The organism is Amycolatopsis solani, from assembly GCF_033441515.1.
In the GTDB taxonomy this organism is placed as follows: Bacteria; Actinomycetota; Actinomycetes; order Mycobacteriales; family Pseudonocardiaceae; genus Amycolatopsis; species Amycolatopsis solani.
Genome location: NZ_JAWQJT010000001.1, coordinates 4,284,025 through 4,296,579 on the forward strand (window position 1 = coordinate 4,284,025; position 12,555 = coordinate 4,296,579).

A 12,555-nucleotide genomic window follows, 5' to 3' on the forward strand; every position below is an offset into this window, starting at 1 on the left:
CAGAATTTTTTTGGTGGTCCTGGGGTTGGCCGCGGTGGCCGCCGCCGCGCTGCTGATCGCCCCGGGCGACGACGACTACCCGGCGAACGTCGTGCTGCCGTCGGCGACCGGCTTGATCGCCGGCAGCAAGGTCCTCGTGAACGGTTTCGACGCCGGGCAGGTCGACGACGTGTCCATCAAGGACGGACGCGCGCAGGTCACCATGAGCCTGAGCAAGGACTTCGCGCCGCTGCACTCCGGCGCGTCCGCGGGCATCGTGTGGAAGGCCGTGCTCGGTGAGCGGCAGCTCGACGTCCGGGACGGCCCGAAGACGAACCCGGTCATCCCGCCGGGCGGCACCCTGGACGGCAAGGTGTCCGACCCGGTCGAGATGGACAAGGTGCTGGCCGCGCTCGATCCCACCACCCGCGCTCACCTCAGCTCCCTGGTGCGGGGCCTCGACGACACCGTCGCGGGCAACGAGACCGACCTGCGGCAGACCCTGCGGAAGGCGGGCCCGACGGTGGAAGCGCTCGGTGGGGTGCTGCGCGCCGTCGGCTCGGACGGGCCGGCGATCAAGGAGCTGGCCGGGCAGCTGAACGGCATGGTCACCACGCTGGTGAACCGCGACCAGCAGGTGCGGGCCATCGTGTCCGGGCTGGCCGGCGCGACCGAAGCGGCCGCCCAGCAGCGCGAGCAGCTGCGTGCGGCGCTGCGGAAACTGCCCGGCACCCTCGGGACCGCGGACCGGACGCTGGCCGACGTGCCCGGCACGGTCGACAAAGCGGTACCGCTGCTGGAGGATCTGCGCCCGGCGACCGACCGCCTGCCCGCCGTGGCCCGCACCCTGCGCCCGGTGCTCGCCGACCTCCGCCCGACCGTGGCGCAGCTGCGGCCCACCCTGGCTTCGCTCGGCACGCTGCTGCAGTTCACCCCGGGGCTGCTCGACAGCGCTCACGGTGCCCTGCCCGGCACGAACTCGGCGGTGTCGTCGCTGACGCCCGCGCTGAGCTTCTTGCGGCCCTACACGCCCGAAGTGGTCGGGTGGCTGTCGAACTGGGGCTCCTCGGCCGCCAACTACGACAGCAACGGTCACTACATGCGCGTCAACATCCCCGCCGGGCTCACGAGTTTCGACAACAACCCCGGCGTCATGCCGCCCGGGATGACCAGCGATCCCTTCCCGGCACCCGGTGCGATCGCCGGGCAGCCGTGGACCGACGCGTTCGGGAGTGGTGTCCGATGAGCCGGTCGAAGATCCGGGTCGTGCTGGTCACGACCGCCGTCGCGGCCGTGGTCGCCGGCGCCGCGGTGACCAACACCGATTCCGGCGCGCAGCCGGAAAAACTGACCGTCGCGGCGGAGTTCGCCGACGCGAGCCCGCTGGTCGTCGGCAACGACGTGAAGGTCAAGGGCGTCACCGTCGGCGAAGTGGCCGACATGAGCGTCCGCGACGCCAAGGCGATCGTCACCCTCAAGCTCGACGGCTCGGCGCTGCCGCTGCACAAGGACGCCCGCGCCACGGTGAAGCCGGTCAGCCTGCTGGGCGAGCGCTTCGTCGACCTCGACCGCGGCACCGCGTCCGCGCCGCTGCTGAAGGACGGCGACGTGCTGCCGATCCAGCAGACCGGCCAGGCGACCGACCTCGACCAGGTGCTCAACACCATCGACGACCCGACCGGCCAGTCGCTCGCCGCGCTGGTCACGATGCTGGGCCAGGGCATGCAGGGCAACGGCGCCCACGCGCAGGCCTCGATCAAGGCGCTCGCGTCGTCCATGCAGGACACCGACGGGCTGGTGAAGCTGCTCGGGCAGCAGAACCAGCTGCTCACCGACCTCGTCGACCACGTGCAGCCGGTGGCGGGCGCGCTGGCCGCCGACAACGGCAAGACCCTGGACGGCCTGGTCGACTCCGCACGCCAGGTGCTCGGTGTCACGGCCAAGAACCAGGAGGGCCTCGACGCCTCGCTCGCCGAACTGCCGGGAACCCTGGCCGCGGCGCGCGACACCCTCGCCGAGCTCACCGGCACGGCCAAGGCCACCACGCCCGTGCTCGAGGGGATGCGGCCGGCGACCGACAACCTTTCCGCCGTCAGCGACGAACTGCGGAAGTTCAGCGAGTCGGCGGACCCGGCTTTGACGAGCGCCAAGCCCGTCCTCGAGCGCGCCGAGAAGCTGATGGACGCGGCCCGCCCGGTCGTCGAGGAGCTCCGGAAGGCGGGCCCGGGCCTGCGTGGCACCGTGGCCGGAGCGAATCCGCTCACCGCGCAGCTGACCGGCAACCTCGAAAACGTCCTGAACTTCTTCCGGTTCTGGGCGATGTCGACCAACGGCTGGGACGGGCTTTCGCACTACTTCCGCGGCCAGGCGATCATCCACCCCGAGGAGATCACCGGGCTCCTGCCGTCGCTGACCGGGACGCCTCCGCCGCCCACGATTCCCGGCGCGGGCAAGTCGTCGCCGATTCCCGGGCTCCCCGGCGCGCTCGGCTCGTCGGGCCTGCTCGACACGAAGTCCCTCGTCGCGCCGGACGGCGGCGTGACCGGGCTCAACGAGCGCCAGGAGAGCGGCGTTCTCCAGTTCCTGCTCGGAGGTTCCTGATGGGCAAGCGCAAGTTCCGCTCGGTGTCCACGGGCGCCGTGGTGCTGGTGGTGTTCGCCCTCGCGCTGCAGCTCGCGCTCACGGCGGAGAAGGGGTTGCCGGGAGCGACCTACACCCTCGTCGACGCCGATGTTTCGGACGTCGGCGCGCTCCGCCCCGGTGACGACGTCCGCGTCGCCAGCGTCCGGGTCGGCCGCGTCAAGGACGTCCGGCTGGTCGGCGGCACCCCGCGGGTGACGCTCCAGCTCGACGGCACGCGGGAGGTCTACCGGGACGCGGCGGCGGAGGCCAAGAGCATCACGGTGGCTTCGCGGTCCGCGCTGGGGCAGAAGTACATCGCGCTGACGCCGGGTACGCCCGGCGCGGGGAAGCTCGGCCCGGCGGAGGTGATCCCGCCCAAGCGGACCGCCGGCTCGCAGGAGCTGAGCGACCTGCTGGACGTGCTCGACGCGCCCACCCGGGACGCACTCGGCTCGACCGTCCGCGAAGTGGGCGGCGGAGCCGGCGGGCACGCGCAGGACCTGCAGGACGCGCTCAAGGCCGCGCCGCAGATGCTTCCTGACCTCGCGACTGTCTCGAAAGCCCTGTCCGCGAACGACGGCGCCGACCTGACCGCGCTGCTGACCACGGCCGACCGGCTGTCAGCCCGGTTCGCCGGGCGCCAGGAACAAGTATCGGAACTGCTCGGCCGGCTGGACACGACGATGCGAGCCGTCGCGGTGGACGAAGGGAAACCGCTCGACGAGGTCGTGCAGCGCGCTCCCGGCACGCTGCAGGCGGCCCGAGCCGGCCTGCAGTCGCTGCAGGCCCCGCTCAAGGACCTGCACGCCGGTATGGCCCAGCTCGTGCCCGGCGCGCGTGCGCTCGGCCAGGCGACTCCGGACCTGCGCGGCGTGCTGAGGGAAGCGGTGCCGCCACTGGGAAAGGTGCCGGACGTCGGCAAGCAGGCCGAGCCCGCGCTGACCGACCTGACGAAGACCGTCGACGACGCGCGGCCGCTGGCCCCGCGGCTGACGCAGACCTTCGGCAGTGCCGACCAGTTCCTGCGGGTGCTGGCGCCGTACGCCCCGGAAGTCAGCGGGTGGTTCACGAACTGGGCCGCCGCGCTCTCGCACGGCGACGCCAACGGCCATTTCCTGCGGCTGTACCTGCTGTTCAGCGAGGAGTCCGTGCTCGGCCAGGGCGGTCTTCGGGACCCGCTGGTCGCCCGGAACCCCTATCCCGCACCGGGTGAGGCGGCACACGACGCCCGGAAGATCCCAGGAGGCAACCGGTGAAGGCGCTTCGTTCCCGCACCCGGCACCGGCAGCCGGTGTCCGCGTTCAAGCTCGGCGTCGTCGTCCTCGTGGTGACCTTGCTGGCCGGCTACGCGCTGCTCGAAAAGGACCGCGTCGCGACGGCGTTGCGGCCCGGTGACCTCGTCCGCGTCCAGTTCGCCCAGGACTACCACCTCCAGCCGTTCGTCTCGCAGGTCAAGGTGGCCGGGGTGCCGGTGGGCGTGGTGTCCTCGGTCGACCGGGCCGGCGACGGCTCGGCACTGGTCGAGCTGAAGGTCGACGACGGCGTCACCGGCAAGCTCGGCACCACGCCGAGCGCCGCCCTGCGCCCGACCACGATCCTCGGCGGCAAGTACTACGTGGAGCTCGTCCCGGGCGGCGGCCGGACCACGTTCGCCGGCACCATCCCGGTCGAACGGACCCAGACGCCGGTGGAGCTGCAGCAGCTCGCGGACGCCCTGCAGCCCGACGCGGTGAAGGGCATCCGCTCCGCGACGCGGAACTTCGACGACACCCTGCACGCCGGCGGCAAGTCGGCGATCGAGGACCTGCTCGCCGACGCGCCGGACACGCTCGACGCGACGACACCAGTCCTGCAGGGCCTGCAGGGCACGGACCCGCGCACCGACCTGCCCGACCTCGTGCACGGCTTCGAGTCGACCGCGCGCGTGCTGACCGAGCAGCCGGGCCAGCTCGACTCCATCGTGCGGAACCTGCAGCAGGTCACCTCGACGCTCGACCACCGGCGGACCGACATCGCCACCGCCATCGCCGAACTGCCCGGGACCCTGGACAACGCGGACGACGGACTGGCCCACCTCGGCGTCACGCTCGGCAAGCTGCGGGACACCGCGGACCCCGCGCGCCCGGTCGCGCGCGAGCTCGACGCGTTCCTGGCGCACGCCGATCCGGTGCTCACCAAGACCCGCCCGCTGCTGAGCGACGTGCGCGGCCTGCTCACCGACGCGCAGCCGCTGGTCGAGCAGCTCGTCCCGGCCGCGCAGGGCACCACGAAGGTGTTCGACGACGTCCGCGGGCCGGTGCTGGACCGCGTCAACGGCCCGATCATGAACATGGTGCTCTCGCCCTTCAAGGGCACCGGCATCTACGCCGGCGGCGGCTCGGACCAGCCGTTCTACAAAGAGGTCGGCTACATGTTCTCGACCATGGACCGCGCGTCCTCGCTCACCGACCCGAACGGCGTGGCCGTGGGTCTCCAGCCGGGCTTCGGCGGCGGCAGCATCGCCGGCACCCCGATCAACTTCGAGCAGCTGATGAACACGCTCGCCCACCTGCAGGGCGCCACCCCGGAGAACAGGAGCGGCCGATGAACGCGCACCCGGGCCGGGTCCGGCGGACCTGGCAGCGGATCTCCAGCGAACCGCGGCTCAAGCGCAACGTCCTGGCCGTGGCCGCCCTCGTGACCGCGGGCCTGGTGGCCGGTGGCTACATCCTGACGATGCAGCAGGTCCGCGTGCCCTGGGACGGCAAGGCCCACTTCTCGGTCACCTTCGAGTCGGCGCCGGCGATCAACCCGTCGAGCCGGCAGGAAGTGCGGATCGCGGGCGTGGCCGTCGGCGACATCCGCGCGGCGAGCGTCGACGACCGCGGGCACGCACGGCTCGAGCTGGCGATCGACCAGGGCCACCAGGTCTACGACAACGCCCGGGTCCTGCTGCGCCCGAAGAGCCCGCTGAACGAGATGTACGTCGAGCTGAACCCCGGTGGCCCACCGGGGAAGCCGCTGCCCGAGGACGGGGTCCTGCCCGTCGCCAACTCGGTGCGGCCGGTGCAGGTCGACGAAGCGCTCGGGCACCTGGACACCAACACCCGGGCCGCACTGACCACGCTGCTGTCCGAATCGGACGTCGCGCTGGCCGGCGCGCCGGGCCACCTCCCGAAGGGGCTCGAGGCGACCGACCAGGTCGTGCGGGACCTGCGCCCGGTCGCGACCGCGCTGCAGACCCGCAAGGAGACGCTGCAGAAGCTCGTCACGTCGCTGGGGCAGATCGCGTCGGCGACCGGCGGCGACGACCGGCGGCTCAGCGAGCTGGCCGGCTCCCTCCAGAAGACCCTGGAGACGGTGGGGCAGCGCAACGGCGACTTCGACGCCGCGCTGGCCCAGCTGCCGGACTTCACCCACCAGCTCGAGCAGGCCACCGGCAGCATCGGCGCGCTGAGCGCCCAGCTGGACCCGGTCCTGGACAAGCTGAAGGAGGCGAGCGGGACCCTGCCCGGCTCGCTGGAGAAGTTCACCGGCACGGTCGACCAGCTCGGCCAGACGGTCGACACCGCCCGGCCGGTGGTCGACAAAGCGCTCCCCGTGGTCCGCGACCTGCGCCCGTTCGTCGGCGACCTCGACGCCTCGCTCGGCGACCTGCACGACGTCACCGGACGGCTGGGCCCGATCACCACCGCGGTGCTGCCGTACCTGAACGACCTGGCCGCGTTCGTCACGAACTCGCGGTCGATCACGAGCCTGCGCGACGGAACCGGTGGGGCGTACCGCGCCATCGCCCAGCTCTCGCCGGAGAGCGTCACGGGCCTGCTGCCGCTGCTGCCCGCCCTGCAAGCCGCCGCGCGATAGGAAGTGACTGTCCCATGAGGATTCCCAGTCGGCTGGTCCCGCACATCCGGACCGTGGTGCTGACCGTGTTCATCGCCGCCTGCGCCGGCCTGTTCGGCTACCTGTGGCTCAACTCCGGTGGCCGGCTGCCCGGGATCTCCCGGGCGGGCTACACCGCCGAAGTCCAGTTCCGCACCGCGTCGAACCTCGTCTACGACTCGGACATCACCATCGCCGGGGTCAAGGTCGGCAAGGTCGAGGCGCTGCGCACCGAAGGCGACCTCGCGCACGTCACGATGCGGCTCGACCGCAACGCGCCGCTGCACGAGGGGGCGACCGTCCAGGTCCGGAACAAGACCCTCATCGAGGAGACCTACCTCGAGATCACCGACGGCCACGGCCCGGAGCTGGCCAGTGGCACCGTGCTGCCGCCGTCGGCGGGCCAGGAGGCGGTCGAGCTCGACGACGTGCTCACGAGCCTCGACCAGCCGACGAAGGAGTCGCTGGGCACGCTGGTCCGCTCGCTCGGCGCCGGGACGAAGGACACCAAGCAGGGCGTTTCCCAGGCCCTGCAGGGACTCGGCGACCTCGGCAGGGAGGGCCACGGCGCGCTGGCGGCCCTCGCGGCCCAGTCCGGGGACCTGCAGCAGCTGACCGGCAACACGGCGAAACTGCTCGCGGCGCTCGACACCCGGCAGGGGCAGATCGCCGACCTGGTGACCGACGCCGACAAGCTCACCCAGGCGACCGCGGGCAGCGACACCGAACTCCGCGAGGTCCTGCGGCGGCTGCCCGGCCTGATGGACACCGCGAAGAACGCCAGCGGCGGGCTGAGCCGGCTTTCGCCCGCGCTGGCCCCGGTCGCGGGTGGGCTCAACGCGGCCGCCCCCGACCTCGACGCGGCGCTGCGGGAGCTGCCGGCCACCTCGGCCGATCTGCGGGGCCTGCTGCCGTCGCTGAACGGCGTGCTCGACGCGGCGCCCGGAACCCTGCAGCGGGTGCCCGCGGTGGCCGCGGACGCGTCGAAGTTCCTGCCGACGCTGAACGTGGCACTGGGCGACGTGAACCCCATGCTGTCCTACCTGGTGCCCTACGGCCGCGACGTCGCCGCGTTCTTCACCAACATCGGGCAGGTGACGGCGCGGGGTGACGCCAACGGCAACGCGATCCGGCTGTTCATGGTCTTCAACGAGCAGAGCGTGAAGGGCTTGCCGCTCAACATCGACGTCGGTCCGCTGAAGAAGAACAACCCCTACCCGGCGCCCGGGCAGTCGGCGAACCCGGGACCGTTCACCGGGACCTACCCCCGAGTCGAGCAGGACCCGCCGAAGTGAGGGGCCTCAAGCTGCGGCGGCCGTCCCGCCGGGTGCTGGCGATGACGGCGGTCGCCGTCGTCCTCGCCGGGTTCGCCGGCACCGGGCTGGCCAAGACCCGCATCGAGACCGGGGTCAGCTCGTTCCTGCCCGGCGACGATCCCGCGGTGGCGCGGTTCGACGAGCTGAGCCGGTCGTTCGGCGGCGACCCCGTCGTCGTGCTGCTCGAATCGGCGCAACCGGGTCTGCTGCTCGACCAGCCGCACCTGCCGTCGCTGGTCAAGCTGGAGGGTGAAGTCGCGAAGCTGCCCGACGTCGCCGCCGTGTACGGGCCCGGGACCGTCCTGAACCAGGCCGCCGCCCGGGCCCAGGACCTGATGGCCGAGCTCTCCGGCCGCCGTGACCGCCTGCGTTCGCAGGCACAGGCCGAGGCCAAGCAGCGTGGCGCGTCCGATCGCGCGGCCGGCCACGCCGCCGACAACGCGGTGGCCGCGTTCGACCAGCGGTACGGCAAGCTGCTCGTCCAGGCCCTGCCCGCGGGCCTGCCGACGCTGAAGAACCAGGCGTTCGTCACTTCGGTCGTCTTCGGCGCGGACGGGAAACCCCGGCCGCAGTGGCACTTCGTCGTGCCGTCGGCGAAGGCGGTCGCGATCCTGGTCCGGCCGCGGCAGAACCTCGACCAGTCCGCCACCGAGCGGTTGGTCCGGGGCGTGCGGGACGCGGTCGGCGCGGCCGCCGTCGACGGGGCGAAGGTGACCGTGTCCGGCGTCCCCGCGATCGCGGGTGCCCTCGCCGACGAGGTCCGCGCGGAACTTCCCCTGCTCGGCGGCGCCGCGCTGGTCGCGGTGGCCCTCTGTTTCCTGCTGGTGCCGTGGCACCGCCGCCGGCACCGGCTGCTGCCGCTGGCCGGTTCGCTCGTGGCCACGGCGGTGACGGTCGCCCTGTTCGGCTGGCTCGGCCGGCCGCTGTCGCTCGGGGTGGTGGCCTTCCTGCCGGTGCTGCTCGGTGTCGGCAGCGACTTCCCGACCTACCTGGCGCGGCGGGCGGACCGGCGGGTCGTGTTCGCGGTCGCCGCCGCCACCGCGGCCGCGTTCGGCGCGCTGGCCTTCGCGCCGCTGCCGTTCGTGCGGGACCTCGGGATCGCGCTCGGGATCGGGGTGCTGGTCGCCTTCGCCGTGGGCCTGCTGTTCCGGCCGGCGGTGGCGGAGCCCGCCCCCGTGAAGGTCTACAGTGGACGCCCGGCGAGCCTGCCCGTGCGGCTGGGCGTGGGACTGGCGGTCGCCGCGCTGGCGGCCGGCGGCTGGGCCACGTTGCCCGGGCTGCCTCTGCAGAGCGACATCGAGAGCTTCGCGCACGGACTGCCCGCGTTCGACGACGCTGAGCACGTCGAGCAGGTCATCGGCTCGTCCGGCGAGGTCGACGTCGTCCTGCACGGCCCGGACGTCACTTCTCCGCAGGCGCTGGCGTGGGCGCGCCAGGCTCAGGACGTGACCATCGCCCGGCACGGTGACCGGCTCCGGCCCGTCGTTTCCCTGCCGACGCTGCTGAACTTCCTCGGGCCCACGCCCACGAAGGACGAGATCACCGCGGCCGTGCGGCTGCTGCCGCCCTACCTGACCGGCTCGGTGCTGCGCGCCGACGGGCAGGAGTCCGTGCTCTCGTTCGGGGTGCGGCTCGACGACGTCGAAAGCTTGGCCGCCCTGCGCGACGACCTGATGGACCAGCTGCCGCCGGCGCCGCCGGGGTACCGCGCCGAGCTGACCGGGCTGCCGATCGTCGCGGCGCGCGGGTACGAACTGGTGTCCGGCAACCGGTTCTGGACCAACGGGGTCGGCATCGCCGTGGCCGGGCTCGTGCTGGCCGTCGTGCTCGCCCGGCGGAGGGACGCTGGGCGCGCGGTCGCCACCGCTCTCGTCGCGACTGGGGTGGGCCTGCTTGCGATCTGGTTGGCGGGGATTTCGCTGACGCCGATCACCATGGCGCTCGGGTCCCTGATCGCCGCCGTCGGCTGCGAGTTCGCGGTGCTGCTGGCCGAGGCCGGCCGCCGCCGCGATCACGCGTTGCGCAGATCCGTGCTGCTGGTCGGCGTGGTTTCGACCGTCGGCTACCTCGCACTGGCGCTTTCGCGGCTCGACGCCATCCGGCAGTTCGGCCTGCTGCTCGCCGCGGCTGTCGTGCTGTCGATGGCCGCCGCCCGGCTCGTCGTCTGGCTCGCGCCCGGCCGGCCCGCCTCCGCTCCGGTAACCAGCCCGGCGCCCGACACACTCGTAGGAGTCACCTCATGAAGCTCACCGCATGGCCCGGCAAGGTCCGGCTGCCCCGCAGCCGGATCATGACCCTGCTCGTCCTCGTCGTGCTGCTGGGCGGGACCGGCCTCGCTTGGTGGTCGGCGCGCGCCGACGACCTGCCCGGCGACGCCGTCTTCGCTTATGGCGACCGGATCGAGACGGTGGCCCAACTGCAGGAGCGGATCCAGACGTTGAAGGCGCTCTACGGCGTGCAGCCACCGGATGCGCAGGACACCGCGAAGTCCGACGCGTTCCGCCGGGACACCGCGAAGGCGGTCGCCGTCGGGATGGTGCTCGACCAGGCGGCGCACGACCGCGGGATCGTCATCGCCGACAAGGCGGCGCGGGACGTGCTGACCCGGTTCATCTCCCAGCAGATCGGCGAAGGGCCGGACGCCCGGAGCAAGTTCGTGCAGGCGCTCGGCACCACGGGCACGTCCGAGGACGCGGTGCTGGACGAGATCAAGCGCCAGCTCGCGGTCTCGCAGCTGTTCGACTCGGTCACCGCGGGCAGCGCGGTCGGCGACGGCGAGGTCACGGACGCATTCGCGAAGCGGAAGGCGCAGCTGGACACGCCGGAACGGCGGCAGCTCGGCAACATCGTGGTCCGGACCAAGGAGGACGCCGACCGGGTGCGCGGCGATCTCGAGGCCGGGACCCCGTTCGAAACCGTGGTGGCCCAGCGGAGCCTGGACGGCGCGACGCGGGACAAGGGCGGCGACCTCGGCCAGGTGACGGCGGCGCAGCTCGAGGACGCATATGCCAAGGCGGCCTTCGCGGCGCCCGTCGGTGGGCTGTTCGGGCCCGTGCAGACCGCGCACGGCTGGAACGTCGGCCGGGTCCGGCAGGTCCTGCCCCCGCAGCCGGCGGTGTTCGAGCAGGTGAAGGACCAGCTCAAGCAGCAGCTGACCCTGGAGAAGGCCCTTGCCACGTGGCGCGGGTGGCTCGGGACCCAGCTCGCGGGCGCGAACGTGCGGTACGCCGACGCCTACCGGCCGGCCGACCCCGCCGCGCCGCCGCAGGAGGCCCCGGGGTGGTCGCCGGCGCCGGGTCAGGTGCCTGGGGAACCGGTGCCGGGCCAGGTGCCTGGGCAGCCGCGGCCGTCGCGGTGATCGCGGACTTCGCGGCGCTCGCGGTGGCGGGCGCCGCGCTGGTCGCGATCGGACGGTGGGGCTGCCGCGCGGCGGCCGGGCGGGTCAGCCCGGCCCTGCCGGAACCCGAGCGCCTGCGCCGGATCGGGAAGCTGCGGGGGAGCGGACACGCGCTCCAGGTCGTGGGCGTCGTGTTCGCGCTCGCCGCGGTGTGGAGCCTTTGGTGATGGGTCGGGCGGACTCGGGGGATGGCGCGGGCCCGGCCGGGTCCGCAGGAACAGCGAGCCTCAGGCGGACTCGGGGGTGGCCCGGCCCTGCTGGGTCCGCAGGTACAACGAGACCGCTTCCGCGCGGTTCGCGGCGCCGAGCTTGCGCAGGATCTGCTTGACGTGGGACTTCGCCGTGTCCTCCGAGATCGTCAGCCGGGTGGCGATCGCGGCGTTGGTGCGGCCGTCGCCCATCAGGCGGAGGACCTCCAGCTGACGCGGGGTCAGCGCCGATTCCACGAAGGACCGGACCGGCACCGGCCCGGGCGGCGGGACCACCGGGTCGCCGATGACCGGGGCCGCCGCCGGGTGGCCGTTGCTGAGGATGCGGTCCATGGCGTCGGCGATGTTCATCGTGAACCGGCCGATCTCCGTGCGCAGCGAGTGCAGGCGTTCGACCAGCAGGGTCCGCCGGAACGCGATGCCGAGCCCCTGGGCGAAAGCGCCGAGCACCTCGCGGTCGAACTCGTCGACCTGCCGCCCCTGGACGTACCGGTCCGCGTGCACCAGCCCGAGCACGCCGTCGTCGCCGACCACGGGCGCGACCACATAGGACTCCAGCCGGGCGGCCTCGACCAGGCAGGGGAGCCCCCGCGCTTCGCGTTGTGCGTCGGTGACGAGCAACGCGCGCCGCCTGCGCACGGCTTCGGTCTCGACGACCGTGCGGTCCAGGACCGGGGACTCCGCGCGGCCGATCCGCAGGATCTCCGCCGCCCAGCCGGCGTCACCCGAGACGGTGCACGACTGCGGCACCCACACCGACTCACGAACCTCCGAATACAGCGCGCGGTCGAAACCGAGGCGGCACACCGCTTCCGGCACGCACTCGGCGAGCCGGGCGACCGAACGCGCGTCCTGCAGCCGGGTCAGTGCCTCCTGGACCTCGGTGTGGACGCGCACCCGGAGGTCGAGGCGGGCCTGGCGCAGCCGTTCGCGGACCTCGGAAACCTCGATGAACAGATCGAGGACGGCGCCGGCGCGGCCGGCCGCGGCGAGCTCGCCGGCGAGCTCGGCCAAGGCCGCTTCCGCGGCCGGGAAGTCGTCGGGCACGTCCGGGCCGGGGTCGCCGCCGAGCACGGACCGGGCTCGGACGGCGACCGCCCGGACCTCGCGCAGGACGGCGTGGGGAACGGGGTGCCCGCAGCCGTTCCGGGGCGGAGTCACCGTTGACTTC

At 73.0% G+C, this 12,555-nt stretch carries 10 protein-coding genes; 9 read left to right on the forward strand and 1 reads right to left on the reverse strand.

The annotated features are described in order from the left end of the window. Positions 1-13: 13 nt before the first annotated feature. From SD460_RS19875 to SD460_RS19915, 9 genes are read left to right on the forward strand one after another with little or no spacing between them, the layout of a single operon-like run. Complete coding sequence (locus SD460_RS19875) at positions 14-1,225, forward strand: MlaD family protein (RefSeq protein WP_290059697.1); 1,212 nt, start codon at positions 14-16, stop codon at positions 1,223-1,225. Further along, on the forward strand, positions 1,222-2,580 hold the full coding sequence (locus SD460_RS19880; protein ID WP_290059695.1) for an MlaD family protein: 1,359 nt from the start codon (positions 1,222-1,224) through the stop codon (positions 2,578-2,580). Before SD460_RS19875 ends, SD460_RS19880 begins: the two co-directional genes overlap by 4 nt. Beyond that, entirely contained in the window at positions 2,580-3,857 is a 1,278-nt protein-coding gene (locus tag SD460_RS19885) for an MlaD family protein (RefSeq protein WP_318306493.1), read from the forward strand. The genes SD460_RS19880 and SD460_RS19885 overlap by 1 nt, the downstream gene beginning before the upstream one ends. Beyond that, complete coding sequence (locus SD460_RS19890) at positions 3,854-5,188, forward strand: MlaD family protein (RefSeq protein WP_290059693.1); 1,335 nt, start codon at positions 3,854-3,856, stop codon at positions 5,186-5,188. The genes SD460_RS19885 and SD460_RS19890 overlap by 4 nt, the downstream gene beginning before the upstream one ends. Next, complete coding sequence (locus tag SD460_RS19895; RefSeq protein ID WP_290059691.1) at positions 5,185-6,444, forward strand: MlaD family protein; 1,260 nt, start codon at positions 5,185-5,187, stop codon at positions 6,442-6,444. The genes SD460_RS19890 and SD460_RS19895 overlap by 4 nt, the downstream gene beginning before the upstream one ends. 14 nt (positions 6,445-6,458) lie before the next feature. Further along, positions 6,459-7,757 carry an MlaD family protein gene (locus tag SD460_RS19900; protein ID WP_290059690.1) on the forward strand — a complete coding sequence of 433 codons (1,299 nt, stop codon included), beginning with the start codon at positions 6,459-6,461 and terminating at the stop codon, positions 7,755-7,757. Beyond that, a complete protein-coding gene (locus SD460_RS19905) occupies positions 7,754-10,021 on the forward strand; it encodes an MMPL family transporter (protein WP_318306494.1) in 2,268 nt (755 codons plus the stop codon). The genes SD460_RS19900 and SD460_RS19905 overlap by 4 nt, the downstream gene beginning before the upstream one ends. Continuing rightward, positions 10,018-11,136, forward strand: a complete 1,119-nt coding sequence (locus SD460_RS19910) for a peptidylprolyl isomerase (protein WP_290059688.1) — start codon at positions 10,018-10,020, stop codon at positions 11,134-11,136. The genes SD460_RS19905 and SD460_RS19910 overlap by 4 nt, the downstream gene beginning before the upstream one ends. Continuing rightward, entirely contained in the window at positions 11,133-11,342 is a 210-nt protein-coding gene (locus SD460_RS19915) for a hypothetical protein (RefSeq protein ID WP_195007574.1), read from the forward strand. The genes SD460_RS19910 and SD460_RS19915 overlap by 4 nt, the downstream gene beginning before the upstream one ends. Positions 11,343-11,402: 60 nt before the next feature. Here SD460_RS19915 and SD460_RS19920 read toward each other — a convergent pair whose 3' ends face one another. Continuing rightward, complete coding sequence (locus SD460_RS19920; RefSeq protein WP_318306495.1) at positions 11,403-12,545, reverse strand: LuxR C-terminal-related transcriptional regulator; 1,143 nt, start codon at positions 12,543-12,545, stop codon at positions 11,403-11,405. Positions 12,546-12,555: the final 10 nt, after the last annotated feature.

Bases quoted from the DNA above. Each gene is read 5' to 3' on its own strand.
- SD460_RS19895 (WP_290059691.1), top strand. From the start codon at position 5,185: ATGAACGCGCACCCGGGCCGGGTCCGGCGGACCTGGCAGCGGATCTCC.
- SD460_RS19885 (WP_318306493.1), top strand. From the start codon at position 2,580: ATGGGCAAGCGCAAGTTCCGCTCGGTGTCCACGGGCGCCGTGGTGCTG.
- SD460_RS19880 (WP_290059695.1), top strand. From the start codon at position 1,222: ATGAGCCGGTCGAAGATCCGGGTCGTGCTGGTCACGACCGCCGTCGCG.
- SD460_RS19900 (WP_290059690.1), top strand. From the start codon at position 6,459: ATGAGGATTCCCAGTCGGCTGGTCCCGCACATCCGGACCGTGGTGCTG.
- SD460_RS19910 (WP_290059688.1), top strand. From the start codon at position 10,018: ATGAAGCTCACCGCATGGCCCGGCAAGGTCCGGCTGCCCCGCAGCCGG.